At 65.7% G+C, this 25,937-nt stretch carries 22 protein-coding genes; 14 read left to right on the top strand and 8 right to left on the bottom strand.

All coding sequences use genetic code 11. The features are described from left to right. Window positions 1-157: 157 nt before the first annotated feature. The 3 genes from sbcB to AC2YJX_RS02750 all read left to right on the top strand — a co-directional run bounded on the left by sbcB (window position 158) and on the right by AC2YJX_RS02750 (window position 4,392). Window positions 158-1,606, top strand: a complete 1,449-nt coding sequence (gene sbcB / locus AC2YJX_RS02760) for an exodeoxyribonuclease I (RefSeq protein WP_487255222.1) — start codon at window positions 158-160, stop codon at window positions 1,604-1,606. Window positions 1,607-1,759: 153 nt separating this feature from the next. Next, the gene (locus tag AC2YJX_RS02755) at window positions 1,760-3,007 is read left to right on the top strand and encodes a cystathionine gamma-synthase family protein (protein ID WP_487255221.1); all 1,248 of its coding nucleotides are present in this window, start codon (window positions 1,760-1,762) and stop codon (window positions 3,005-3,007) included. A gap of 29 nt (window positions 3,008-3,036) precedes the next feature. Next, entirely contained in the window at window positions 3,037-4,392 is a 1,356-nt protein-coding gene (locus AC2YJX_RS02750) for a protein kinase domain-containing protein (RefSeq protein ID WP_121420335.1), read from the top strand. 42 nt (window positions 4,393-4,434) lie between these two features. Here AC2YJX_RS02750 and AC2YJX_RS02745 read toward each other — a convergent pair whose 3' ends face one another. Both AC2YJX_RS02745 and AC2YJX_RS02740 read right to left on the bottom strand, forming a co-directional pair. Then, entirely contained in the window at window positions 4,435-6,714 is a 2,280-nt protein-coding gene (locus AC2YJX_RS02745; protein ID WP_487255220.1) for an EAL domain-containing protein, read from the bottom strand. A 325-nt stretch (window positions 6,715-7,039) separates the two neighbouring features. After that, window positions 7,040-8,269 carry a nucleoside recognition domain-containing protein gene (locus AC2YJX_RS02740; protein ID WP_487255219.1) on the bottom strand — a complete coding sequence of 410 codons (1,230 nt, stop codon included), beginning with the start codon at window positions 8,267-8,269 and terminating at the stop codon, window positions 7,040-7,042. Between the two features lie 232 nt (window positions 8,270-8,501). Between AC2YJX_RS02740 and AC2YJX_RS02735 the strand changes: the two genes are divergently transcribed. The 7 genes from AC2YJX_RS02735 to AC2YJX_RS02705 all read left to right on the top strand — a co-directional run bounded on the left by AC2YJX_RS02735 (window position 8,502) and on the right by AC2YJX_RS02705 (window position 14,631). Further along, a complete protein-coding gene (locus AC2YJX_RS02735) occupies window positions 8,502-9,215 on the top strand; it encodes a YebC/PmpR family DNA-binding transcriptional regulator (RefSeq protein ID WP_055396756.1) in 714 nt (237 codons plus the stop codon). Window positions 9,216-9,282: 67 nt separating this feature from the next. Then, window positions 9,283-9,576: a J domain-containing protein gene (locus AC2YJX_RS02730; protein ID WP_487255218.1), complete on the top strand. Its 294-nt coding sequence runs from the start codon at window positions 9,283-9,285 to the stop codon at window positions 9,574-9,576. After that, on the top strand, window positions 9,573-10,151 hold the full coding sequence (locus tag AC2YJX_RS02725) for a hypothetical protein (protein WP_121420332.1): 579 nt from the start codon (window positions 9,573-9,575) through the stop codon (window positions 10,149-10,151). The genes AC2YJX_RS02730 and AC2YJX_RS02725 overlap by 4 nt, the downstream gene beginning before the upstream one ends. 5 nt (window positions 10,152-10,156) lie before the next feature. Next, window positions 10,157-10,921, top strand: coding sequence for a hypothetical protein (locus AC2YJX_RS02720; protein WP_121420331.1), 765 nt, complete (start codon window positions 10,157-10,159; stop codon window positions 10,919-10,921). 157 nt (window positions 10,922-11,078) lie between these two features. Continuing rightward, entirely contained in the window at window positions 11,079-12,362 is a 1,284-nt protein-coding gene (locus AC2YJX_RS02715; RefSeq protein WP_487255217.1) for a hypothetical protein, read from the top strand. A gap of 324 nt (window positions 12,363-12,686) precedes the next feature. After that, complete coding sequence (locus AC2YJX_RS02710; protein WP_055396758.1) at window positions 12,687-13,886, top strand: GGDEF domain-containing protein; 1,200 nt, start codon at window positions 12,687-12,689, stop codon at window positions 13,884-13,886. Between the two features lie 115 nt (window positions 13,887-14,001). Beyond that, on the top strand, window positions 14,002-14,631 hold the full coding sequence (locus AC2YJX_RS02705; RefSeq protein ID WP_121420329.1) for a DUF1569 domain-containing protein: 630 nt from the start codon (window positions 14,002-14,004) through the stop codon (window positions 14,629-14,631). 140 nt (window positions 14,632-14,771) lie between these two features. On the opposite strand, the gene AC2YJX_RS02700 is transcribed toward AC2YJX_RS02705, so the two are convergent. Beyond that, window positions 14,772-15,428 (bottom strand): hypothetical protein, encoded by a 657-nt coding sequence (locus tag AC2YJX_RS02700; protein ID WP_121420328.1) that lies wholly within the window; start codon window positions 15,426-15,428, stop codon window positions 14,772-14,774. A 154-nt stretch (window positions 15,429-15,582) separates the two neighbouring features. On the opposite strand from AC2YJX_RS02700, the gene AC2YJX_RS02695 reads away from it, so the two are divergent. Genes AC2YJX_RS02695 through AC2YJX_RS02685 form a run of 3 tightly spaced genes read left to right on the top strand, consistent with a single transcriptional unit; the run spans window position 15,583 to window position 20,553 of the window. After that, complete coding sequence (locus AC2YJX_RS02695) at window positions 15,583-16,650, top strand: HlyD family secretion protein (RefSeq protein ID WP_487255216.1); 1,068 nt, start codon at window positions 15,583-15,585, stop codon at window positions 16,648-16,650. Further along, complete coding sequence (rbbA, locus tag AC2YJX_RS02690) at window positions 16,647-19,418, top strand: ribosome-associated ATPase/putative transporter RbbA (RefSeq protein WP_487255215.1); 2,772 nt, start codon at window positions 16,647-16,649, stop codon at window positions 19,416-19,418. The genes AC2YJX_RS02695 and rbbA overlap by 4 nt, the downstream gene beginning before the upstream one ends. Window position 19,419: 1 nt before the next feature. Then, window positions 19,420-20,553: an ABC transporter permease gene (locus AC2YJX_RS02685; RefSeq protein ID WP_121420325.1), complete on the top strand. Its 1,134-nt coding sequence runs from the start codon at window positions 19,420-19,422 to the stop codon at window positions 20,551-20,553. Between the two features lie 58 nt (window positions 20,554-20,611). On the opposite strand, the gene AC2YJX_RS02680 is transcribed toward AC2YJX_RS02685, so the two are convergent. Continuing rightward, on the bottom strand, window positions 20,612-21,886 hold the full coding sequence (locus AC2YJX_RS02680) for an amidohydrolase family protein (RefSeq protein ID WP_487255214.1): 1,275 nt from the start codon (window positions 21,884-21,886) through the stop codon (window positions 20,612-20,614). 125 nt (window positions 21,887-22,011) lie between these two features. Here AC2YJX_RS02680 and AC2YJX_RS02675 point away from each other — a divergent pair, with 125 nt between their 5' ends. Then, on the top strand, window positions 22,012-22,404 hold the full coding sequence (locus AC2YJX_RS02675; protein WP_121506202.1) for a VOC family protein: 393 nt from the start codon (window positions 22,012-22,014) through the stop codon (window positions 22,402-22,404). Window positions 22,405-22,468: 64 nt separating this feature from the next. Here AC2YJX_RS02675 and AC2YJX_RS02670 read toward each other — a convergent pair whose 3' ends face one another. The 4 genes from AC2YJX_RS02670 to AC2YJX_RS02655 all read right to left on the bottom strand — a co-directional run bounded on the left by AC2YJX_RS02670 (window position 22,469) and on the right by AC2YJX_RS02655 (window position 25,929). Beyond that, window positions 22,469-23,206 (bottom strand): helix-turn-helix domain-containing protein, encoded by a 738-nt coding sequence (locus AC2YJX_RS02670; RefSeq protein ID WP_121506203.1) that lies wholly within the window; start codon window positions 23,204-23,206, stop codon window positions 22,469-22,471. 11 nt (window positions 23,207-23,217) lie between these two features. Continuing rightward, the gene (locus tag AC2YJX_RS02665; protein ID WP_487255213.1) at window positions 23,218-23,691 is read right to left on the bottom strand and encodes a hypothetical protein; all 474 of its coding nucleotides are present in this window, start codon (window positions 23,689-23,691) and stop codon (window positions 23,218-23,220) included. Further along, the gene (locus AC2YJX_RS02660; protein WP_487255212.1) at window positions 23,688-24,611 is read right to left on the bottom strand and encodes an ABC transporter permease; all 924 of its coding nucleotides are present in this window, start codon (window positions 24,609-24,611) and stop codon (window positions 23,688-23,690) included. The genes AC2YJX_RS02665 and AC2YJX_RS02660 overlap by 4 nt, the downstream gene beginning before the upstream one ends. Before the next feature lie 259 nt (window positions 24,612-24,870). Next, window positions 24,871-25,929, bottom strand: a complete 1,059-nt coding sequence (locus AC2YJX_RS02655; protein WP_487255211.1) for an ABC transporter permease — start codon at window positions 25,927-25,929, stop codon at window positions 24,871-24,873. Between the last annotated feature and the right edge of the window lie 8 nt (window positions 25,930-25,937).

Below are 25,937 nucleotides of genomic sequence, written 5' to 3'. Positions count from 1 at the left end.
GAAGCGGCATCCGAGGGGTATTTGTATTTGCTATATATTTTATAGCTGCTAGCGCTTTATCAGTATGCGCTAGGGGCCTAAAAAGCTTGTAAATCAGGTTACAGTTCACGGTATCCCTCGCCCTGTTCTTCTGTCGCCCCCTGTTTGCCCATCGACCATGGCCCCCCACACCTTCCTTTGGCACGACTACGAAACCTTTGGTGCCAACACGCGCCGCGATCGGCCTGCGCAGTTCGCGGCCATCCGCACGGACGCGGAGCTGAACGAAATCGGCGAGCCGCTGATGTTCTATTGCCAGCCTGCCAACGACTACTTGCCCGACCCGGTGTCGTGCCTCATCACCGGCATCACGCCGCAGCTGTGCCTGGAAAAGGGCGTGCCCGAGCACACGTTCGCTGCGCGCATTGAGTCTGAGTTTGCCCAGCCCGGCACCATTGGTGTGGGCTACAACACCATCCGGTTTGACGACGAGATCACGCGCTTCATGTTCTGGCGCAACCTCATAGACCCCTATGCGCGCGAGTGGCAGAACCAGTGCGGCCGCTGGGACCTGCTCGACGTGGTGCGCATGACCTATGCGCTGCGGCCGGATGGCATCACCTGGCCAAAGAAAGAAGACGGCGTGACCCCCAGCTTCAAGCTGGAACACCTCTCCAAGGCCAATGGCCTGCAGCACGACGCGGCGCACGATGCGTTGTCAGACGTGCGCGCCACCATTGCGCTGGCGCGGCTGATCCGCCAGCACAACATCAAGCTGTTTGACTTTGCACTGAGCCTGCACAAGAAAGACCGCGTGGCCGCCGAGCTGCGCCTGCCCGCCACCACCAGCACGGCGCGGCCGTTTCTGCACGTGTCCGGCATGTTCCCCACCGAGCGCGGTTGCCTGGCCATGATGTGGCCGCTGGCCAGCCACCCCACCAACAAGAACGAGCTGATCGCCTGGGACCTGGCCCACGACCCACGCGAGCTGGCCACGCTGAATGTGGAGGACATCCGCCTGCGCATGTTCAGCAAGGCCGACGCGTTGCCCGAGGGCGTGACGCGCCTGCCCATCAAGACCATCCACCTGAACAAGTCACCCATGGTGGTGGGCAATGTGAACACGCTCACGCCTGCGCTGGCGCAGCGCTGGGGCATCGACCTGGCCCAGGCCGCACAGCACGCCGAGGTGGCGCGTGCGCTGCCCGACATGAGCGGCATCTGGCCCGCCGTGTTTGCCCGCCCGCAAGACCCGGCGCAGGATGTGGACCAGGACCTGTACGGCGGTTTTGTGGGCAACAACGACCGGCGCCTGCTGAACGACCTGCGCACCCTGAACGGCGACAAGCTGGCCAAGGCGCGTGCGAACTTTGATGACCCGCGCCTGGCCGAGCTGCTGTGGCGCTACCGGGCGCGCAACTTTCCGCAAACGCTGTCGCCCGAGGAGCAGGAACGCTGGGAGGCTCACCGCGCTGCCTGCCTGTTCGACGGGCAGGGCGGGGCGCGTACGGTGGAGCAGCTGTTCACCGAGATCGACGAACTCTCGGAGACCGCCGACGATGAGCGGACCCAGGACATTCTGGGCGCCTTGTACGATTACGCGGAGCACATCGCGCCGGAGAGGTAGCCCCCTGAGGCGCTGCGCGCCTTCCCCCCGAGGGGGAAGCACCCGGTGGCCTGGCGGAGCCAGTTCCACGGGTGCACTGGCATCAGGGCGCGCCAGTAGTGATCGCCCCGCCTCGTACGTAGACCAGTAGAAACAAAGCAGCCGCAGATTTTTATGACGACACCGCAGAACCACAGTTTCACCACCCAGATCGTGCACGCCGACCGCCTGGGCGGCGCCGAGCATGGGGCCATCCACAAGCCGATCCATACGTCCGTTCAGTACGGGTACGAGAAGATGGAAGAGCTGATCGCCGTGTTCCAGGGCACGAGCAAGGGCGGCTTCAACTATGCGCGCCAGGGCACGCCCACCACGGCGGCGCTGGAGGCCAAGATCACGCAGATGGAGCGCGGGCACGGCTCCATCGTTTTCTCCACCGGCATGGCGGGCATTTGCGCGGTGTTCCTCACCCTGCTCAAGGCGGGTGACCATCTGGTGGCCAGCCAGTTCGTGTTTGGCAACACCAACAGCGTGTTCGGCACGTTGGCCGACCTGGGCATTGAAGTGACCACGGTGGATGTGACCGACGCGGCCAAAGTGGCTGCTGCCCTGCGCCCCAACACCCGCATGGTGTTTGTCGAAACCATTGCCAATCCCGGCACGCAGATCCCCGACCTGGAAGGCATTGGCGCGCTGTGCCAGCAACGTGGCGTGCTTTACGTGGTGGACAACACCGTGGCATCGCCCTATCTGTTCCGCGCTGCCACGGTGGGCGCGGGCCTGGTGGTCAATTCGCTCACCAAGAGCATCGGCGGGCAGGGCGCTGCGCTGGGTGGCGCTATCACCGACACGGGGCTGTACGACTGGTCGGGCTACCCCAACATCTTTGCGCCCTACCGCAAGGGCGACCCCAAGGGCTGGGGCCTTCAGCAGCTGCGCAAAAAGGGCCTGCGCGACATGGGTGGCACGCTGTCGTCCCATGCTGCGCACCAGCTGGCGCTGGGCGCTGAAACGCTGTCGCTGCGCATGGACCGTACCAGCGCCACGGCCCTGGCCTTGGCGCAGTGGCTGGAGGCGCACCCGGCCGTCTCGCGCGTGCTGTACCCCATGCTGCCTTCGCACCCCCAGCATGCCTTTGCCAAAAAGCTCCTCCAGGCGGGCTCATGGCTGCTGTCGTTCGAGCTGCGCAACCCCGACCAGTGCCTGCCCGTGTGCAACCGCCTGCAGTTGCCCATCAAGGCCACGGGGCTGGCCGACACGCGCACGCTGATCATCCCGGTAGCGCACACCATCTTCTGGGAGGCCGGCCCCGCCGTGCGTGCCGCCATGGACATTGGTGACAGCATGATCCGCCTGTCAGTGGGCCTGGAAGACCCACAAGACCTGCTCGCTGACTTTGAGCAGGCCCTTGCAGGCGCCTGACCTGTCAAATACCCGCCCAGGAGTCCCTCATGGCCACAGCAACCTCGGCGCCCCCCGCCAGCATCGGCAAGTACCGCATCGAGCGTGAACTGGGCCGGGGTGCGAGCGGCATCGTGTTTCTGGGGCTCGACGGCTTTCGGGGGCGCAAGGTGGCCATCAAGCAGACGCATGCCCATCTGCTGAAAGTACCCGAGCAGGCCGAGCGCTACCGCAAGCTGCTACGCAACGAGGCTGCGCTGTCGGGCCGCCTGCGCCACCCCAACATCGTGCGCCTGCTCGATGCGGACGAGGAGGCGCTGCCCCCCTACCTGGTGCTGGAATATGTGGATGGCCAGCCCCTGTCAGCCTATGCCACGCCGGATGCACTGCTGCCCGTGCCCCAGGTGCTGGACATTGCCTTCAAGTGCTGCAACGCGCTCGAGTACGCGTGCCGCGAAGGCCTGGTGCACCGCGACATCAAGCCCGCCAACCTCATGCTGGCCAAAGACGGCGACATCAAGCTGACCGATTTTGGTGCGGCGCTGTCACTGCGCAGCGATGCCACGCAACTGTCGGGCCTGGTGGGCTCGCCGTCCTACATGTCGCCCGAGCAGGTGCGTGAACACGACCTCACGCACCACAGCGACATGTTCTCGCTGGCTGTTGTTGTGTACGAGCTGCTCACGGGCCGCCGCCCGTTTGACGGCGACACCGACTTCGCCACGCTCTACAAGATCAGCAACGAGGCGCCCACGCCACCGAGCCTGCTGCGCGCGTCGCTGCCAGCCCATGTGGACGACGTGTTGCTGCGCGCCCTGGCCAAGCAGCCCTCCGACCGTTTTGCGACTTGGGACGATTTTGCACGGGCGCTGCTGGCCGCCCACCAGAGCCTGCCCCGCCAAAAATCCCAAGACACCGAGGCCGAGCGTTTTGCGCGCCTGCGCGCGCTGCCGTTTTTTGCCGACTTTCACGACGTGGCCCTGTGGGAGCTGATGCGCCTGGGCAACTGGCGGCGGCTGGAGCGGGGCACGGTGCTGATGCGCGAAAACACGCCCGGCGATTCGTTCTGCATCCTGATCGAGGGCCAGGTGGCCGTGAGTCGCCAGGGCTGGAATCTCAGCACACTGAGTGCGGGCGTCACCCTGGGTGAAATGACCTACCTGCGCCCCGACAACAGGCTGCGCACCGCCACCGCCGTGGCCGAGTCCGAAGTGCTGGTGCTCAAGGTGCGCAACCCCGCGCTGCGCGGGGCGTCCGAAGACCTGCAGTCGTGTTTTGACAAGGCCTTCATCAAGCTGCTGGTGGGGCGGTTGATTGCGACCAACGAGCAACTGGCCGAGTGGGAGCTGGTGGCTGCCCCTCCCGCCCCGGTAACACCGGCATCGCCTTCCGCGCCGCGCGGCTGAAGCGCTTCCGTTGCGTCCGCCGCTGGCTCGGCAACCAGGGAGTCAGTGCACCACGGTTTGCAGTAGCAGCTCGTCAAGCGGGGCAGGGCGGCCCAGGGCGTATCCCTGGGCAAAGTGCACGCCCAGCCCGGTCAGCAGGTCCACGACGGCCTTGCTTTCGGCAAACTCCGCCACGGTCTTCTTGCCCATCAGGCAGCCAATTTCGTGGATGGACTTCACCATGGCGAAGCTCACCGGGTCGTCGGCCATGTTCTTCACAAACTGCCCGTCGATCTTGAGCATGTCCACCGCCAGCTCGCGCAGGTAGGCATACGACGATAACCCGCTGCCAAAGTCGTCCAGCGCAAACTGGCAGCCCCGCGCGCGCAGGGCGTGGATGAAACGGTTGGCCGCTGCCAGGTCGCCCATGGCGGCGGTTTCGGTGATCTCGAAACACAGGCGGTCGCAGCGCACCGGGGTCTGGTCCATGGCCTGCAGCACCTGGCCCAAAAAAGCGGCATCGCCCACGGACTGGCCCGACAGGTTGATGCAGCACAGCTCCACACGCTCCTGGTGTTCGGCCATCCAGGCCAGGGCTTTCTTGATGACCCAGCGGTCCACCCGCGCGGCCAGGTGGTAGCGCTCCACGGCGGGCATGAATTCGCCCGGCGAGACCCGTTGGCCGTCGGCCGTGCGCATGCGCAGCAGGATCTCGCAATGCAGGCCGTGCGGCGGGCTGCCCTGCCGTGTGCCCAGGCGGGTGATGGGCTGGCCAAACAGCTCAAACCGGTCATGCTGTAGCGCATGCTCGATGCGGCTGACCCATTCCATGACGCCATAGCGCTGCGCCAGGGCAGGGTCGTTCTCGGCATAGACGTGGATGCGATTGCGCCCCCTGTCCTTGGCCACGTAGCAGGCGCTGTCTGCCGCCTGCAGCAAGGCGCCCACGCTTTCGGTGGCGGCATCCAGCACCACGGCTCCGATGCTGACACTGACACTGAATACATGGTCGCGCCAACCAAAACGGAATGCGGCCAGTTCCTGCTGCATGCGCTCTGCGACCTTCAAAGTCTGTTGCAGGTCCTGCTGCCACAGCAGGATGCCGAACTCGTCGCCTCCCAGGCGGCACAGCAGATCCTGAGGCTGCAGGTGGGCCAGGAACAGGCGCGCCACCTGCCGCAGCAGTTCGTCCCCTGCCGCATGGCCGCAGGTATCGTTGATCACCTTGAAATTGTCCAGATCGAGGTAGCACACGCAGTGGCGGTCGGAGGCCTCCCGCGTGGCGGCAAAGGCCTGGGCCAGCAGGTGCTCGAACGCGCGGCGGTTGCCCAAGCTCGTGAGCGTGTCGTGCAGGGCCTGGAACTCCATTTCGCGACTCAGCCGGCTGGCCTCGGTCACGTCGCGAAACACCAGCACCACACCGTCAGCATCCCCGCCGGGGCGCAGCAGTGGTGAGGCGGACAGGTCCATCAGCAGGGGGGCTCCTGCCAGTGGTGTGGACCGCAGCTTGGAATGCAACTGGGTGCTGCCTTGCGCCAGTGCGCGGCCCACCAGGTCGGGGGCAGCCTGGGTGCCAGGTTCGGCGGCCAGGCCCAGCACGTCCTGGTGCCTGCGTCCGCAGGCGGCGGACAGCGACCAGCCTGTCAGCGTCTGGGCTGCAGGGTTCAGGTACTGCACCAGCCCCGTGGCGTCGGTGGTGACCACGGCGTCGCTGATCGAGTGCAGGGTGACCTGCAGGCGCTCCTTTTGCTGCAGCAGCGCTTCTTCGGCCTCGTGCCGCGCGGTCATGAACCGCACCCGGTCCAGTGCCACGGCCAGATGCCCAGCGGTGGCCTGCATCAGTGCGATCTGCCAGGGCTTGGGGGGCCGCACACCTTCCTCGTCGCCATAAGTGCCCATGCCCAGTGCACCCATGCGCTGGTCCGCCATGATCAGCGGCACATTGACGATGGTACGGTTGTGCAGCACGGCGACCACGGCCTTGTTGGTGCGTGGGTCGGTGCGGGCATCTTCCACCACCACGACGTGGGTGGCCTGCATGATTTCTTCGAGCAGCGCATCCCCCTTCACGGGGATTTTCATGGTCTGCAGCTGGCGGCTCAGGGCACCCTCCTCACCACTGGTGGTGTGTGTGAGGAAGTCCAGCATCCCCGAGGATTCGTCAATCAGGGCCAGCCAGACGTGGCGGTAGTCAAAAACACTCTCTCCCATGGGTTTGACGGCATCGAGCACGTCGGACAAGGTCCAGGCGCGTTCCAGGCGTTTGCACAGCTGGAGCAGGGCCTCGGAGTGCCTGCGCTCTTCGGCGTCGTGGGGCGCTGTGGGGTTGGGGGGCAATGTCATGGAACGTGGTGAAGGGCGTTTTCCGGGAGCCCTGGAGCAAGGGACGACGTGCTCGATCGCTGCCGTGGCGCCGCTTGCGCGCCCATGAGGCAGAGCATAGGTACCGCCTCAGTCGCCCGCATGGTGGAAACCACCAATTGGCTTTGGATGGTCCGTGCAAGCCACCCCGAAGTCTTTGGGATCCGTGGTGCGCTCAGGGGCAGCCCCCGGTAGGAGCGTCGGAATGGCCCCAGTAAGAAGGAATTGGGTAGGAGCAAGTTGCTATTCAATTTATAGCTGCTAGCGATTGATAGATAGGCGATAGGGCCATTTTTCTTCAATATCTTTAACCAAAAAACCGATAGCACACCACAACGGCCGCCACCACCCCCGCCAGTTCGGCCAACAGCGCGCAGCCCACCGCGTGCCGCGCACGCTGAATGCCCACCGCCCCAAAGTACACGGCCAGTACATAAAAGGTGGTCTCGGTACTGCCCTGAATGGTGGCTGCAGCCAGCGCCGCAAAGCTGTCCACCCCTTGCGTCTGCATGGTCTCGATCAGCATGGCGCGCGCGGCACTGCCTGAAAACGGCTTGACCAGCGCAGTGGGCAGGGCGTCCACAAACCGGGTGTCTGCACCCAGCACCTGCACGCACCAGCGGATGCCATCGAGCACATAGCCCAGCGCCCCCGATGCACGGAATACCCCCACGGCACACAGCATCGCCACCAGATAGGGCAGCAGGCCCTTGGCCACGTCAAAACCTTCGCGCGCGCCCTCGATGAAGGCTTCGTACACGGGCACCTTGCGCCACGCGCCGATGCCCACGAACAGGACGATCAGCGCAAACAGCGTGAGGTTGCCCAGCAAGGACGACAACTGAGCCAGCGCGGAGGCGCTCAAGGTGGTCAGCAGCGCCATGAAGCCGCTCAGAACCAGCGCTACGGGCAGCAGATAGGCCAGCACCACGGGGCTCCACAGCGGCAGGCGCTGCACCACCGCCACGCTGAGCAGGCCCACCAGCGTGGACGCTGATGTAGCCAGCAGAATGGGCAAAAAAACCAGCGTCGGGTCGGGCGCCCCCTGCTGCATGCGGTACATGAAGACCGTCACCGGCAGCAGCGTGAGCGAAGAGGCATTGAGCACCAGGAACAGGATCTGCGCGTTGGTGGCGGTGTCGGGCTCGGGGTTCAGCTCCTGCAGGGCTTTCATCGCCTTCAGGCCCATGGGGGTGGCCGCGTTGTCCAGCCCCAGGGCGTTGGCGGCAAAGTTCATCGTGATCAGCCCCAGCGAGGGGTGGCCGCGCGGCACCTCGGGCATGAGCTTGGCAAACAGCGGTGCCAGCCAGCGCGCCAGGGCGTCCACAATGCCCGCCTTTTCGGCAATGCGCAAGAAACCCAGCCACAGCGTGAGCGTGCCAAACAGCAGCACCATCACCTCGACCGACAGCTTGGCCATCTGGAACAGGGCCTGCACCATCGACGAAAAGATCTCGGCATTGCCGCCCACCAGCCACTGGGCCAGTGCGGCCACGGCAGCGGTCAGAAAAAAGCCCAGCCACAAGGTGTTGAGCATCAGTGGTCCTGAATGACGGGGAAGCGAAGGGCCTGCATGGTGGTGAGGTTACCTGCCCCCAGGCTGGGCGCTGGCTTGGGCGTGGCGGCAAGGCAACGGGTGGCTCGGTGGTACCCTATAGGGTTCGGTTCCAACCTGCACAGGGGCTTATTTCGGGCTTTTGGTGCTCGAATGGGCCTCCATCACATCGACAGGCGCCCTGGCGCGCCACAACTCCAAGAAAGACATCACCATGGGCGCGCAGTGGAAAGCAAAAGGCAAGGCACAGGTGGCCGACGCCAAGGGCAAGCTGTTTGGCAAGCTGGTCAAGGAAATCACCGTGGCCGCGCGCGGCGGTGCCGACCCGGCCAGCAATGCGCGCCTGCGCCTGGTGGTAGAGCAGGCCCGCAAGGCCTCGATGCCCAAAGATACGCTGGAGCGTGCCATCAAAAAGGGCTCGGGCACCGGTGCTGATGCCGTGAACTACGAGCGCGTGATTTACGAAGGCTTTGCGCCCCACCAAGTCGCCGTGATGGTCGAATGCCTGACCGACAACGTCAACCGCACCGCGCCCGAAATGCGCGTGCTGTTCCGCAAGGGCCAGCTGGGCACCTCGGGCTCGGTGGCCTGGGACTTCAACCATGTCGGCATGATCGAGGCCGAGCCCGCCAACCCCGACGCCGACCCCGAATTGGCCGCCATCGAAGCCGGTGCACAAGATTTTGAAGCAGGCGACGAAGAAGGCACCACCACCTTCTGGACCGACCCTACCGACCTCGATCTGGTGAGCCGTGCGCTGCCCGCCCACGGCTTCAATGTGCTGTCGGTCAAGCTGGGCTACAAGCCCAAAAACCCGGTAAACCCCGCCAACCTGACCGCCGAACAGCTCGAAGAGGTGGAGAACTTCCTGGCCGCCATCGATTCCAACGACGACGTGCAGAACGTGTTTGTGAGCCTGGGCGGCTGATGGTGGTGGCCCGCTGGCCTGGTCGCCGGTGCCAGTTTCATCCCGCCCCCGCTCCATTGAATCATCCATGACCGCAGACCACTACGCTGCCCTCGGGCTTGCGGCCAACGCATCGCTGGCCGACATCAAGAAAGCCTTTCGCCAGAAGGCGTCTTTCTACCATCCGGACCGCAACGACGCCCCCGACGCTGCCCAGCGCTTTCAGGCTGTGCATAAAGCCTATGAAGTGCTGTCGGACGACACCGCCCGCCAGGCCTACGACGACAACCGCCGCCGCAACCTGCTGGACGACCCGCTGCACACCGCCCAAGAGATCTGGCAAGCCTATTCCTCGCGAATTTTGACAACGACCACTCCGTGAAACTTTCCCCTTATTTTTATGACCTGCGCTCTGCCTACCAGGCCGAGCTGGACGACCTGGTTTCCGACTCCGAAGGCAAGGATGTGCTGCGCAAGCGGCTGGCCGAAAAGCGCAACGAGATTGCCTTTCTGGTCCAGATGATGGAGTTGGCCCCCGAAATGGTGGCCGTGGTGTTCCACCAGGGTTTTCGCTTCACCAAGCCGGCTGTGGTGGAACACCTGCTGAGCCTGCCGGTGGACGAACTGCCCGACTGGCACAGCCTCTCGCCTGCCATCGCGCTGGAGCCCTGGGCCAGCAGCCTGGCGCAAACCGTGCTGCGCGAACCGCAGGGCGCCCGCTTCATGGCTGTGGCTGCAGGGCTGGAATACCTGCAGCAGCACGCCCGCCTGGCGCACCATGCGGCCTCGTCGGCCGAGGGGGACAGCGATGCCGATGACGGTGAAGACGCCGCAGAGCATGATGACGACTACAACGCACTGAGCGCCGATGACGCTGCGGACCCACAAAACAGCCGCAGCCGCGAAGAGGCCAGCTCCAACTGGCTGGCCGACGCGGGTTTTGACCGCAAGGAGTGACGACCATGAGCAGCAACAACCAACACCTCGCCCTTATCACCAAGACCACTAGCCTGATCGCGGCTGGCGACATCGTGGGCGCCGAATCGGCCTTGTCGGAGCTGGCGGATGCTGAGGGCGACAACGCCTTGATGGTGGTGCTGGACCAGCTGGCCCCCAAGGACATTCTGGCCGTGATGCGCGAGTACGACGAGTCCAAGGCCTCTGTGGTCAACATGCTGGTGACGCCTGAGCAGTTCGCGCGCGCCATGGTGCTTGAAAAGCAGTACAAGGACCTCACCCACACGCACCTGCGCAGCATGGTCAACGCGGTCATCTTCCGCGACGATGCCGACCCGGTGGAGTTTCTTACTGCCATTGGCGACCTGGACGGTGGCGCCGAGGCCTTGGCCAACTACTTTGCCGAAAAGTGGAGCCGCATCGAAGCCTTTGCCCGCACCGGCACGTTTGACGCGGTGGAAGACTATGGCCCCACGCTGACCGACGACGAGCTGCTCGCCTCGGGCTACGTGCAGCCGCGCATCGATCTGGACGAGGTGGCCGACCGCGACTGGATGCAGATGGCCTGGCTGCTGCGCTACGAGTGCCGCGACCTGTTCATCGAAACCTTGCTGGTGCTGCGCGCCAAGGCACGTGCCTTTGACTTGGGCCTGGAAGAGGGCGACGAATCACCCGCCGAGGAAGACGACGGCAAATTCGAGACCAGCGAGACGGATCGCGGCAAGGCCACGCCCGCCGCACGTACGTCGGATGAGGAATCGGCGATTTGAGATGAAGCACCCCCTGAGTCGCTTCGCGCCTTCACCCCTCTCTCGCATTGCTGCGCAACGCGGGAGGGGGACGCCCCCAGCGCGGCGGGGCGGCCCTTGCGCGGGGGCGCTGGCCTTCGCAGCGCCAGTTTCAACGGCTGCGGGAATGGCCCACTAAATGACCATCGACGAACAGTCCTCTACCCAGGCTGCGGGGGCCAACACGCTGCAGCTCCACGACGCCCGTCCTTTCTTTGAAAAGGCGCTGGCCTATGGCGTCCAGCATGGCGTGATTGGTGCCGACAAGCTGGCCGCCATCAATGCCGATGCGCCCAAGGGCATGGTGCAGATTGCCCGCTACTTTGGCAGCGAGTTTTTGCGGCCCGAGCTGGAGAAGGCGCGTGACCGCATGGTCAACCTCATCAGCCTGTACCTGCTCGATACCACTGAGGGCGACCTGCACCAGGCCGCCATCTCGCTGCGCGACCATTCGTTGCTGTCGCGCTCCAAGGGCGGCTCAGACATGCTCAAGCGCCTGATTGGCATGCCCGAGAGCAGCAACTTTGGCATGGCGGGCTATGCCGATGCCGAGACCCCGCTACTGGCCGTGTGGTCACTGCGTAGCCATGCTGACTACCGGGCCGAGCTGGCGCGCCGCACGCAGATTGCGCAGGCCATCCATGCCGCCCAGTGGCTGGCCGAGCAGTTCGACCTGGACCCGGACGAGCTCGAAGCTGCGGGTGCCGATGCTGAAGCCGTCATCCGCACCGGCCTGCTCATGCTGGCCCTGGCGCCCAGGTCCATGGACCTGGGCGAATGGCCGAACACCGTCGCGTTCGAAAAAATGCTGATGGCACAGCGCAAGAAGAAGCTGGCGCCGCCTTCACAGCTGCGCCTGCCCCCTGGTTTGCCTGCTGAACTGCGCGAGGTGGTGTTAGCGCACTGCGCCAGTGTGCTGGCCGACCTGCCCAGGCTGCTGGATTCCGCCACACTGGTGCGTACGCTGCTGCGCCCCACCGGCGCTTTCCGCGCGCGCTACTTTCTGCTGGACGACCCGCTGGCCGAGGTGGACAACTTCCACCGCAGCCTGGATGCGCTGGAGGAGGGCGAGGAACCCCCGCTGCCCGCCAGCAAGACCTGGACAAAAACCACCCAGGGCAACGATGACGAGCATTCGCTGCTCACGCTGTTCCTGTGCCTGGCTGCGGGTGTGCCCAAGAAAACCCTGCTGACCGAAAAGACCGCCGCCAGCCTGGTGCGCAAACTGCGCAAATCCGGCCTGCAGCCCGCGTTGGCCACCGAGTTCATCCGCACCCACGCGCCCGGTGTGCACCAGCAGGACTACATCGCGCTGTGGACCAGCTTTGTGCAGGACGCAGAAAAAACCTTGCTCAGCGATATGGACTACCAGATGCACGATGCCCTGGCCCTGCTGCGCCGGGAATGCAATGTGGTGGGCTAGGAGGCTGCGCGGCAGAAGGAACATCGGCTGCAATGCGCGATAAACCGGTCTCGCGCGGTACCACCTCCTGCGCCCAGGGGCCCACCCTGGGCTTGTCGGTAGCACCACGCGATCCTCGGTTTTCGCGCGTTTCGCTTCGATGCCTTCTGCCGCGCAGCCTCCTAGCCGCGAACGGCACGCTGCGGGCTTGGCGCCGTCATCCGCCCAATTTATCCCATTTGCACCAGGCGGCACCTTTACACAGGTCAAGGAAAGGTGCCGCGCGACACGGTGCCTGGCGGCGGTCCGGTTAACATTCCAGCCGCCCGCCAGCCCGCCCTCAAAGTGCACAGCCCCACACTCCTCATCATTGCAGCGCTTCTGACTGCGCTCGTCACCACGGTGTTGTATGCCGTGTGGTCGTTCAACCGGAACATCCCCGGCCTGCGCCTGTGGATGGTGTCGTTCCTGCTGGGGTCGGTGTTCAGCGTGAGTCTGCTGGTACGGGACTGGTTTCCCGAGGTGGTGGCGGTGGTGATCTCGCAAGGTTCGGTGTCGCTGGCAGCCTACCTGTGCCTGATGGCCAGCCGCATGTACATGGGGCGACGCCCGTTTTCTCATTGGTATGCGGTCGTGGGTATCGGGGCCCTGATGGTCGCGTCGGTGTATTTCACCGTGGTGCAGCCCCATCTGGGCATGCGGTTTGTTTTTGTGGGGCTGGGTGCGGGCATCTGCTTTTTGCTCACGGCGCGCACGATGGCCGATGGTGGTGTGCGCCGCGTGCCCGCGCGCTACCTGTTTGCGTTGGTGGCGGGTCTGCATGGCCTGTTTTTGTTGCTGCGTCCGGCACTGTTCAAGCTTGCTCCCGTTGCGCCCGGCGGCTTGCCAGACGCCGGACTGGTGGCTCTGGTATCGCAGTTTGTTCTGCTGGAGGCCATTGTGGCCGTGGTGTTGCTGGGGTTTGGTGCGCTGATGCTGGCCAACGAGTTCATCACCAGCGAGCTGCGGCACCTGGCCGAGATGGACCCGCTGACCAACGTGTTCAACCGCCGCGCGTTTCTCACGCTGCTGGACAAGGCCATCAGCGCCGCCCAGCGCACCGGGACGGCTGTGCCCGTGCTGGTGATGGACCTGGATCACTTCAAGAACATCAACGACACCTGGGGTCACCGGGCGGGTGACGATGTGCTGCGCCATTTTGTGATGCTGGCCCACCGTTGCCTGCGCAAGGAAGACGTGATGGGGCGCCTGGGGGGCGAAGAGTTCGCCATCTTCCTGCCCAACGCGAGCGCCGCTGGTGCCCTGGCCGTGGCTGAACGCCTGCGCGCGCTGGTCGAAGCCCAGCCAGTGGCCACGGGCCCGCAGTCCATCCCGCTGACCGTGAGTGTGGGCGTCACCCTGTGTGCCCACGGCGACGCGGCGGGCGCTGCGCTGCAGCGCGCCGACGAGGCCATGTACCTGGCCAAGGAGCGCGGACGCAACCGCGTGGAAGTGTCTGAAAAAATCTTGGGCACTCCGGTGGCGCCAGCAGCGACTGCTGCTTGAGCCGCCGTACGCACCGCCTGTGTCGGCTGCCCGACCTTCGCTGCGCCGCTGCAGCATTTGCTGGCGGCAAAATGGTGGGCAACCCTTCGGCCCACAACAACCTGATCACCATCCCATGGCAAGCAATCCCCACGGCAGCAATCCGGGCGCCCCGTTCGATGTGTTGCCAACACCACCCGCTGCACCGCGCAGGGCGTTCCTCCGTTCGGGTACGGGGTTGGTCACCCTGGGTGTGGTGGCGGTCTCTGGTGCTGGTTATCTGCTTTACCGGCCCGGAAACGATCGGCAACTCGTCTTTGGCACCCTGGCGGGCGCCATGCAAGAGGTAGAACGCCTTGCAGGCGCGGCGGTCCAGCCGCTGGCACCCGCCACGGCCTGGAACTGGTCGCAGACGCTGGAGCACTGCGCGCAGAGCATCGAGTTCTCGCTGCAGGGTTTTCCGGCCCCCAACTCGGCGCTGTTCCAGAACACGCTGGGTGCAGCAGCTTTCAACGTGTTTGCCCTGCGCGGCCGCATGAGCCACAACCTGGCAGAACCCATTCCCGGCGCGCCCGCGCTGGATGCGTCCACGCCCGACGCGTCAGCGGCCCTGGCCCGGCTGCGCAAGGCCGTGCAGGACTTTGCCGCCCATGCCGGGCCGCTGCAGCCGCACTTTGCCTACGGGGCGTTGAGCCGCGCGCAGTACGAGCAGGCGCACGCCATGCACCTGGCCAATCACCTGTCGGCTTTTGATGTGCGGGGCTGAGTGGAGGGCTGGTGCAACGCGTGCGGTGTGGGCCGCGGAATTCAACCCTGACTGAGATTGTTTGCTATAAATAATATAGCTATTAGCGCTTTTTCAATAAGCGCTGGAGCCATTTTTCTTAACATTTTCTGATTGTCAGATCAGCCCAGATCGTCAAAGTCCCACTGGGCGCACAGCGCCTCAAAGCGATCGGCGTCCAGGGCGCTCAGGAACAAGCCCGGCTCTGCAAGCTCCCCCTCGGCATGCAGGTACCACACCAGCGCCTGCGGCCCCACGGTGAAGATGCGCAGCCCCGCTACATCCACCACGGCCTGCGCCTGCATGGCGTGCAGCAGCGCTGCCAGGTCCCCCTGCGTTGAGAACCCATGGCACGCGCGCATGCCGCAGAACGGGTAGCCACCCTGGGCCATCTGGTAGTAGGCGATGGTGTGCAAAAACGCATCCAGGCCCAGGTCTTCCTCGTGCCAGTCGGGGGCGTCCAGGTCGGTGGTTTGCCATACCCGCTGCTGCGCATCGGTGGCCCACCAGCACACGGCCTGGTTTTCTTCCAGAAACAGCAGCTTGTCGCCCAGGCACTCCAAATCCTGCAGCGGCGCAAACCGCTGAAAACCGGCCATCAAATCGGCACGCCTGCCCACGGCGGCGTAGTAAGCGCGCAGGGCAGGGGGCACCTGGCACCCCAGGCGATGGCTTGCGGCAGCCAGTTCATCTTCCGTCAGCCCGTCTTCGGCGCTGACAGGACGGCCCAGCAGCCAGGCCAGGGTGTCGGAAAGGGGCGGGGGGGTGAAGGCGGTCATGGGTTTCGGTTGCGAGAGCCACGCGCGGCCGGTGCAAGCCGGATGTTGGGGGGACGATTGATGCAGGTCAAGAGAGGGCGTGCTGCAGCTTGGGGCAACGTGGAGTGCAAAGCTACCATCCCCCGATGGGCCCATGTGCCCACAAGGATGGACCATGAGCAAGCAATGGAAGATCGCCGCGGCCCTGGCCGTGGTGCTGCTGGGGGGATGGCTGCTGCTGCGCTGGGCGCCCTGGCAGGCCCAGGGGCCAGGCCCCGGTTTTGTGAGCGGCAACGGCCGCATTGAGGCCACCGAGATCGCCGTGGCCACCAAGCTGGCGGGCCGGGTGCCGGAGGTGCTGGTGGCCGAGGGCGACTTTGTGAAAGCGGGACAGCCCCTGGCCCGCATGCAGATCGACGGCCTGCAGGCCCAGCGCGAAGAGGCCGTGGCCCGGCTGCAGCAGGCACAGCTGGCCATCAGCAGCGCCCAGGTGCAGGTGGCCCAGCGCGAAAGCGACTACCAGGCCGCGCTGGCCGTGGTGGCCCAGCGCGAGAGCGACCTCGACACCGCCCGCCGCCGCCTGCCGCGCTCTGAGCAGCTGGCGCGCGAAGGCTTTTTCTCCAGCCAGTTGCTCGACGACGACCGCGCCAAGGTGCGCAGCCAGCAGGCCGCTGTGACCGCTGCCAAAGCACAGGCCAAGGCCGCACAGGCGGGTATTGGCGCGTCCCGCACGCAGGTGACCAGTGCCGAGGCCAACGTGCGCGCGCTTCAGGCCACGCTCGCGCGGATCGATGTGGAGCTGGCCGACAGTGAACTCAAGGCCCCGCGCGACGGCCGCGTGCAGTTTCGCGTGGTGCAGCCCGGCGAGGTGGTGGGCGCGGGCGCACGGGTGCTGCAGCTGGTGGACCTGAGCGACGTGTACATGACCTTCTTCTTGCCCGAGACCGTGGCGGGCCGCGTGGCGCTGGGCAGCGAGGTGCGCATCGTGCTCGATGCTGCACCGGGCTTTGTGATTCCTGCAGAAGTCTCGTTTGTCGCCAGCACCGCACAGTTCACCCCCAAGACGGTGGAGACCGCCAGCGAGCGCCAGAAGCTCATGTTCCGCGTGCGTGCGCAGATCGACAAGGCGCTGCTGCTGCGCCACCAGGACCAGGTCAAGACCGGCCTGCCCGGCGTGGCCTGGCTGCGGGTGGATCCCGCAGTGGAATGGCCCGCTAATCTCGCTGTCAAGGCCGGCCAGTGAACCTCCCCGGCAGCGCGGCACCCGTGGCCCGCCTGCGTGGCGTGGGCCAGCGCTACGGGCGCACGGTGGCGCTCGCAGACATCGATTTGGAAGTGGCCGCGGGCCGCATGGTGGGCCTGATCGGGCCGGATGGCGTGGGCAAGTCCAGCCTGCTGGCGCTGGTGGCGGGCGCCCGCGCGGTGCAGCAGGGCACGGTGGAGGTGCTGGGCGGCGACATGGCCCACAGCCGCCACCGCAGCCGGGTGTGCCCCCGCATCGCCTACATGCCCCAGGGTTTGGGCAAGAACCTGTACCCCACGCTGTCGGTGGAAGAGAACCTGCAGTTTTTTGGCCGCCTGTTCGGGCACGACGCGGCCGAGCGGCGCCGCCGCATTGATGAACTCACGCGCAGCACGGGGCTGTATCCGTTTCTGGCGCGGCCAGCGGGCAAGCTCTCGGGCGGCATGAAACAAAAGCTGGCCCTGTGCTGCGCACTCATCCACGACCCCGACCTGCTCATCCTGGACGAACCCACCACCGGCGTGGACCCGCTGGCGCGCGCGCAGTTCTGGGATCTGATCGGCCGCATCCGCGCAGCGCGGCCGGGCATGAGCGTGATCGTGGCCACGGCCTACATGGAAGAGGCGCAGCGCTTTGAATGGCTGGTGGCCATGGACGAAGGGCACATTCTGGCCACGGGTACGCCTGCCGAGCTGATGGCCCGCACCGGGCATGATGCGCTGGAGCAGGCCTTTGTGGCACTGCTGCCCGAGGCCAAGCGCCGGGGCCACCAGGCGGTGCAGATTCCGCCGCTGGACCGGTCGCAGGCTGGCGATGCCACCAACGTCGCCATCGAGGCGCGCGACCTCACCATGCGGTTTGGCGACTTTGTGGCGGTGGACCATGTGAGCTTTCGCATCCAGCGCGGCGAGATCTTTGGCTTTCTGGGCAGCAATGGCTGCGGCAAGTCCACCACCATGAAGATGCTTACCGGCCTGCTGCCTGCCAGCGACGGGCAGGCCTGGCTGTTTGGCCAGCCGGTGGACCCCAAGGACATGGCCACGCGGCGGCGCGTGGGCTACATGTCGCAGGCGTTCTCGCTGTACAGCGAGCTGTCGGTGGAGCAGAACCTGGTGCTGCATGCCCGCCTGTTCCACGTGCCCGAGGTCGAGGTGCCCGCGTGCGTGGCGGCCATGCTGGAGCGCTTTGACCTGCAGGCCGTGCGCAGTTCGTTGCCCATGAAGCTGCCGTTGGGCATGCGCCAGCGCCTGTCGCTGGCCGTGGCCATGGTGCACCAGCCCGAGCTGCTGATCCTGGACGAGCCCACCTCGGGCGTGGACCCCATGGCGCGCGACAACTTCTGGCGCCTGATGGTGGAGCTGGCGCGGCGCGACAAGGTCACCATCTTCATCTCTACCCACTTCATGAACGAGGCCGAGCGCTGCGACCGCATCTCGCTGATGCACGCAGGGCGTGTGCTGGAAAGCGCTGCGCCGCAGGAGATCGTGGCCAAGCGCGGCGCCGCCACGCTGGAAGAAGCCTTCATCGGCTACCTGGAAGATGCTGCGGGCACGGCCCACGCTCCTGTGTCCGTGGCGGCTTCGGGCCCCACTGCGCTATCGCCGGTGTCCGCGCCCAATGCACCCACTTGGCCCACCCGCCTGCGCCAGAGCCTGGCCCGCATCCACAGCACCCAGTGGCGCGAAGCGCTGGAGCTGCGCCGCGACCCGGTGCGGGGCGCCATGGCGCTGCTCGGCTCGCTGATCCTGATGTTCGTGATGGGCTACGGCATCAGCATGGACGTGGAGAACCTGCGCTTTGCCGTGCTGGACCGCGACCAGACCGCGCTGAGCCGCGCCTATACGCTGAACCTGGCGGGCTCGCGCTACTTCACCGAGCAGCCGCCGATCACCACCTATGCCGAGCTGGATGCGCGCATGCGCTCCGCCGAGATATCGCTGGCGCTGGAGATCCCGCCCGGCTTTGCCCGCGACGTGGCACGCGGCCAGCCGGTGCAGATCGGCGCCTGGGTGGACGGCGCCATGCCGCAGCGCGCCGAAACCGTCATCGGCTACGCCCAGGGCCTGCACCAGCAATGGCTGGTGGAGCAAAGCCGCAGCCGCACGGGCGTGGTGCCCCGGGGCCTGCTGGAGGTGGAGCCGCGCTACCGCTACAACCCCGACGTGCGCAGCCTGCCGTCCATGGTGCCTGCCGTGATCCCGCTGCTGTTGCTCATGCTGCCCGCCATGCTCACGGCCCTGGCCGTGGTGCGCGAGAAGGAGCTGGGCTCCATCATCAACCTGTATGTCACGCCGACCACACGCACCGAATTCATGCTGGGCAAGCAGCTGCCCTATGTGCTGCTGGCGCTGTTCAACTTTGGCCTGATGTGCCTGGCAGCGGTGACGGTGTTTGGCGTGCCGATGACGGGAAGTTTTGCCACGTTGACATTGGCCGCCGTGGTGTTCAGCCTGTGCTCCACGGGCATGGGCCTCCTGGCCTCCACCGTCACGCGCAGTCAGATTGCGGCGATGTTCTTTGCCATGGTGGGCACGATTATTCCGGCCGTGCAGTTTGCGGGGCTCATCAACCCCGTGTCGTCCATGACGGGCTTTGCGCGCTGGTTCGGAGAGGCCTACCCGGCCAGCCACATGTTCACCATCAGCCGGGGCGTGTTCAACAAGGCGCTGGGCCTGCAGGATTTGCAGGCCGAGTTCTGGCCCATGCTGGTGGCGGTGCCCATCATCATCGGCACCGCCATTGCGCTCCTCAAAAAGCAGGAGACCTGACATGGCACTGCGTGGCCGGTGGTCGAACATATTTCGGTTAGGCATCAAGGAGCTGTGGAGCCTGTGGCGCGACCCGGCCATGCTGTTCCTCATCGTCTACACCACCACGCTGGCGGTGTACTCGGCGGGCATGGCGCAGCCTGAGACGCTGTACCACGTGCCCATTGCCGTCGTGGACGAGGACGACTCGGCGCTGTCCCGGCGCATCGCCACGGCGTTTTATGCGCCCCAGTTCACACGCCCCGCCATGATCAGCATGCGCGAGGTAGACCCGTTGCTGGATGCTGGCCGCTTCACGCTGGTGCTGCATATTCCCGCCCATTTCCAGCGCGACGTGCTGGCGGGCCGGGTGCCGCAGGTGCAGCTCAACATCGACGCCACGCGCATGGGGCAGGCGTTTGCGGCCAACGGGGCGGTGCAGCAGATCGTGCAGCTGGAGGTGGCGGAGTTCGTGCAGCGCGACCGCACCGTGGCCGAGCAACCCATCGAGCTGACGGTGCGCTCGCGCTTCAACCCGGCGCTCAACCCTGCGTGGTTTGGGTCGCTGATGGAGTTGATCAACATTGTGACCATGCTCTCCATCATCCTCACCGGCGCCGCGCTGATCCGCGAACGCGAGCATGGCACAGTGGAGCACCTGCTGGTCATGCCTGTCACCCCGGGCGAGATCATGCTGGCCAAGGTCTGGGCCATGGCGCTGGTGGTGCTGGTCGCTACCTGGGTGTCGCTCACGGCGGTGATCCGCTGGGCGATTGGCGTGCCCATCGAGGGCTCGGTGCCGCTGTTTCTGCTGGGGGCCACGTTGCATCTGTTCGCCACCACGTCCATGGGCATCTTCATGGCCACGGTGGCGCGCAGCATGCCGCAGTTCGGGCTGCTGATGGTGCTGGTAATGATGCCGCTGGAGATGCTGTCGGGCGGCATGACGCCCCGCGAGAGCATGCCCTTGTGGGTGCAGTACGTGATGGCGCTGGCGCCCACCACGCACTTCACCGAACTGGCCCAGGCCATCCTCTACCGGGGCGCGGGCTGGGCGGTGGTGTGGCCGTCGCTGGTGTGGCTGCTGGGCATTGGGGCGGTGCTGTTCAGCCTGGCGCTGGCGCGGTTTCGCAAGACGATTGCGCGCATGGCGTAGATGCTTGGGATACTATTGAATTTGTAGCATGTTGCGCTTGTTGGATAAGCGCCAGGGGCTAATTGGACGTGAAATCCACGCTGCAGGGCCGCCCCGGCAGGTGCAGTTGCGCCACGGGTACCGGGCTGCTGGCGAGCCGCTGGCCCCGCCGCCATACGCCCAGGCGGGTGGCCCGCAACGCAATCGCCTCGACAGGGGTGCGTGCGTGCAGCAGCACGAAGTCTGCATGGCAGCCGGGCGCCATGCCATAGCCCTCCAGACCCAGCAGGCGCGCGGGGTTTACCGTCACCGCATCAAAACACTGCCGCATTGCGGCCTGGCTGGTCATCTGGCCCACATGCAGGCCCATGTGCGCGGCCTCCAGCATGTCTGCGCTGCCGCCGCTGTACCAGGGGTCCAGCACGCAGTCGTGGCCGAAAGCGACGGTGAGACCCGCAGCCATCAGCTCGGGCACGCGGGTCATGCCCCGGCGCTTGGGGTAGGTGTCGTGGCGGCCCTGCAAGGTGATGTTGATGAGAGGGTTGGCCACCACGCCCAGATCGGCCTCGGCCATCAGGGGGATGAGCTTGCTCACGTAGTAGTTGTCCATGCTGTGCATGGAGGTGAGGTGCGAGCCCGTCACCCGGCCGTGCAGGCCCAGGCGCTGGGTTTCAAAAGCCAGGGTTTCGACATGGCGCGAGTGCGGGTCGTCGGATTCGTCGCAGTGCATGTCCACGCGCTTGCCGCGTTCGGCGGCCAGCTCGCAGAGGATCTTCACGCTCTCGGCCCCCTGGGCCATCGTGCGTTCGAAGTGAGGAATGCCGCCCACCACGTCCACGCCCATATCCAGAGCCCGTTTCAGGTTGTCGAGCCCGCCCGGCGCGCGCAGCACGCCGTCTTGCGGGAAGGCCACGAGCTGCAAATCCAGGTAGGGCGCCACGCGCTGTTTCACATCCAGCAGGGCCTGCACGGGCAGCAGGCTGGGGTGGCTCGTGTCCACGTGGCTGCGAATGGCCAGCAGTCCGCGCGCCACGGCCATGTCGCAATAGCGCAGGGCGCGCTCTACGATGGCCTCGTGCGTCAGCGTCGGCTTGAGCTCGCCCCACAGTGCAATGCCTTCGAGCAGCGTGCCACTCTCGTTCACGCGCGGCTGGCCATAGCTCAGGGTCGAATCCATATGGAAATGCGCATCCACAAACGGCGGGCTCACCAGCATGCCACCGGCATCTACCGTCTCATGCGCGGGCGCTTGCAGGCCCTCGGTCACTTCGGCAATGCGGCCGTCCTGCACGGCGATGGACATGTTCTGGCGGCCATCGGGCAGGGTGACGTGGGTGATGAGCAGGTCGAGCATGGCGTGGGCGGTTCAGGTAGTAGTGTCGGGTTTTTTCAAGACGTGAGCGGGCTCTGTGCCTAAGCTCTGGGTCTCGCTTTGCGCATCAACGTTTTAGCGCATCCATTCTTACAAAGGCAGCTCTCATGCAATTTGGCTACACGATTCTCTACGTCGAAGACGTTCCAAAAACCATCGCTTTTTACGAAGCTGCCTTCGGCTTTGCTCGCCGCTTTGTGCACGAGGCAGGCGACTTTGGCGAGCTGGACACCGGCGCCACCGCACTGGCCTTCTCGTCGCTGCGGCTGATGGCCGAGCTGGGCAAGAACCCGCAGCGCGCGTCGGCCGATGCGCCCAGTTTCGAGATCGCGTTCACCACGGCCGACGTGGCCGCCGCTGTGCAGCGCGCGGTGGATGCCGGTGCGCGCCTGGTGCAGGCGCCGGAGCAGATGCCCTGGGGCCAGACCGTGGCCTATGTGGCGGATATCAACGGGGCGCTGGTGGAGCTGTGCACGCCTGTGGGGCCGCCGGCCGCTTGAACTGTGGGGATCACTTCTGCGCTGGCAGCGTCGCCCTGTCATCAGCGCCAAGTGCACACAACAATCAGGCATAGCCCGCCTGTGCCACCGTGGCCAGCAGTTGCGGTGCGCCGCGCAATGACGCAGGTGTTTGCCCTAGCCAGCGCAGGCAATCGCGGCTGAAGTGCGCCTGGTCGGCAAAGCCGTGATCCGCCGCAATTTCGGCCAGCGGTTGCACAGTGCCCAAGGCCTGTGCTGCTCTGCGCACGCGGGCCAGGGCGCGCCAGAAGCGGGGCGTTTGGCCGGTGGTACGTTGGGTCAGGCGCTCCAGGCTGCGCTCTGAGACTCCCAGGCTGTGCGCCGCCGCGCCTACGGTGCGGCAATGCGCCAGCGAGCGGAGCGCTTCTTGCGCACGCGGGTCCGCGCGGGTGTGCTGGTCGATGGCTTCCAGCAACAAGGCTTCCGGCGCCGTTGTGCCACCACCGGCCAAGCTGAAGGAGGGCCGCCCTGCGCGGTGCTGGGCTTGCTGCCAGATAGCTTGTGCAGACCTCAACAAGGCTGGTGTGTCAATGCGGGTGCCCGGTACAAGGCGAAAGCCCAGCCATTGTTCGCCCGCAGGCCCCGGCACGACCATTGCAGCATCGGCCAATGCAGAGATATGCCAGGCAGACTGGCCGCGCGCATTGGTATGCAGGATGAGGTCGCTGCAGCCGTCGGGCAACACCGTGGTGGGGTTGGCGTCGGTGGTGTCGAACTGCCAACGCGCCAGTACCGTGGGTGGCAGCGCAGCAGGTGCGATGGGATGAACCGGTGTGGCGGGCATGGTCGAGGGGCTCAGCGCTTCTGAGTAGTGCGAAAACGCACATCGCCTGGCTTGTGCCCTGCATCGATGGTGATGCGGAAAGCACGGTCTCCATGGCCCGACTCCGCCCGGGCCGTAAAACGAATGCCTCGGCGCGTGGCCTGGCAGTTCATTTGGCTCAGCGTGAGGGAGGCGTGGTCGTTGTTGATCTGCGCAAAGCTCTCGGAGTGGACCTCGGTGGCACTATCGGTGCTGTCGCGCACGATCCACTGCAAGTACAAGAACGACTGCGCGTAGCGTGTGGCGTGCACGATGCGATACATGCCGCGGCTTTCTCCGGGCTGCTCGGGCGCGGGCCACTGGCCACAGACCTTAATCCAGTCCACATCGGGTGCAGTGGCAAAGGACTCATACGGCATCTCCATCCCCAGTGCGTGGGCCTGGCCCGCGCAGGCCAGCAGAGCCGGGGCCAGCCAACGGACAAAAGTATGTGGAACAAGCTTCATCGCTCTCCCTTGCGATACGGCTTCATCAGCGCCTGCGGATACGCCGCCTTGCGCGCCACCAGCACCAGCGCCAGGATCGACAGCAGGTAGGGCAGCATCAGATAGACCTGGTACGGCAGCCATGCATCCCCCGCCTGCTGCAGCCGCAACTGCAGTGCATCAAAAAACGCAAACAGCAGCGCACCCAGCAACGCCTTGCCGGGCCGCCACGACGCAAACACCACCAGCGCCACGCAGATCCAGCCCCGGCCGTTGATCATGTTGAAGAAGAACGCGTTGAACGCCGACAGCGTGAGGAACGACCCCGCCACGCCCATCAACGCCGAGCCCGCCACGATGGCGCCCGTGCGTGTGGCCGCCACCGAGATGCCCTGGCCTTCGGCCGCCTGCGGGTTCTCGCCCACCATGCGCACGGCCAATCCCAGCGGTGTGCGCAGCAGCACCCAGGCCAGCAGCGGCACCAGCAGTAGGGCCAGCAGCGTGAGCGGCGTCTGCGCAGACAGGATGGGAATGCCCAGCCACTCCATCGGCGCAAACGGCTCGATGGTGGGTGGTGTGTTCACTTTGGGGAAGCTCACGCGATATCCGTAGTAACTGAGCGCCGTGGCCAGCAGCGTGATGCCCAGGCCTGAGACATGCTGCGACAGCGCCAGCCCCACCGTGAGCCACGCGTGCAGCAGCCCGAACACCGCCCCGGTCAGCGCCGCCACCAGCACGCCCGTCCACAGCCCATAACCCGCGTACACCGCCAGCCAGCCGGTAAAGGCGCCAGCCACCATGATCCCTTCAATGCCCAGATTGAGCACACCCGCGCGTTCGCACAGCAGCACCCCCAGCGTGCCCAGGATGAGCGGCGTGGCCACGCGCAGGGTGGCGATCCAGAACGCGGGGTTGGCGAGGATGTCGAGCAGTTCGGTCATGTGCCCGCCTCGGTGCTGGTTACTTTGATTTTGATAGCTGCTAGCGCTTGATAGATAAGCGCTAGAGGCCAATTTGGCTTGAATTTCTGAACGAAGCAGAGAGTCATCTTGGCTGCGAGTGGTGCTTTCCTTCGACCTCTGCATGACGCAACTGGCGCGGCCAAAGCCAGTGCCACCGTGGAACTGGCTTTGCCAGGCCACGGGTGGCGTCCCCCTCCCGAAGGAGAGGGGGAAGACGCGAAGCGGCTCAGGGGGTGTCTCATTTCTTCACGCGGTATTGGGTGAGCAGCCCCGCCACCAGCACTGCGATCAGCGAGGTCGCCACGATCACATCCGCAATGTAGGTCGGCACGCCCACCGCACGGCTCATGCTGTCGGCACCCACCAGCACGCCCGCCACAAAGGTGCCCGCCGCAAGCACGCCCAGCGGGTTCAGCCCCGCCAGCATGGCAATCACAATGCCGCTGTAGCCGTAGCCGGGCGACATGTCGAGCGTTACATACCCCGTGCGGCCCGCCACCTCGATAGCCCCCGCCAGCCCCGCCAGCCCGCCCGAGAGCAGGGCGACCAGCACCACGGTGCGGGTGATGGGCACGCCTGCGAAGGCTGCAGCGCGCGCATTGGCCCCGGCGGCGCGGATGTCAAACCCCGGCACCGTGCGCGCCAGCAGCGCCCACAGCATCACGGCCAGAGAGATGGCCCACAGCAGCCCCGTGTGCAGCCGCGTCTGCGGCACCAGCTTGGAAAGTTCCAGGTCGCCCTGCAGCGCCACACTCTGCGGCCAGCCCATGGAGAGCGGGTCTTTCATCGGCCCATCCAGCAGGGCCGACACCAGCAGCAGCATGATGAAGTTGAGCAGCAGCGTGGTGACGACCTCGTCCACCCCCAGCCGCGCCTTCATCAGCGCCGGGCCCAGCAGCAGCGCGGCCCCGGCCAGCGCAGCCGCCAGCATCATGAGTGGGAAGAGCAGGTAGGGCGACCACTCCAGTCCCGTGCCGCCGTGCATGCCGCCCACGGCCACGGCGGCCAGCGCGCCTGCATAGAGCTGACCTTCAGCCCCAATGTTGAACAGCCGGGCGCGGAAGGCCACTGCGGCCGCCAGCCCCGTCAGGATCAGCGGCGTGGCGCGGGTGAGGGTTTCGGTCAGTGCGAACACTGAGCCGAACGCGCCTTGCAGCAGCAGCGCATAGGTCTGGCCCACGGGGGCGCCAGCCCACAGCACCAGCAGGGCGCTGACGATCAATGTGAACACCACGGCGCCCACCGGTGCCAGCACATAGGCGGCGGGGGAGGTGTGGTTGCGTTTTTCGAGTCTCATGGATTTTT

Source organism: Acidovorax sp. SRI_002 (assembly GCF_057586455.1).
This window is presented reverse-complemented; position numbering and strand designations above follow the sequence as displayed.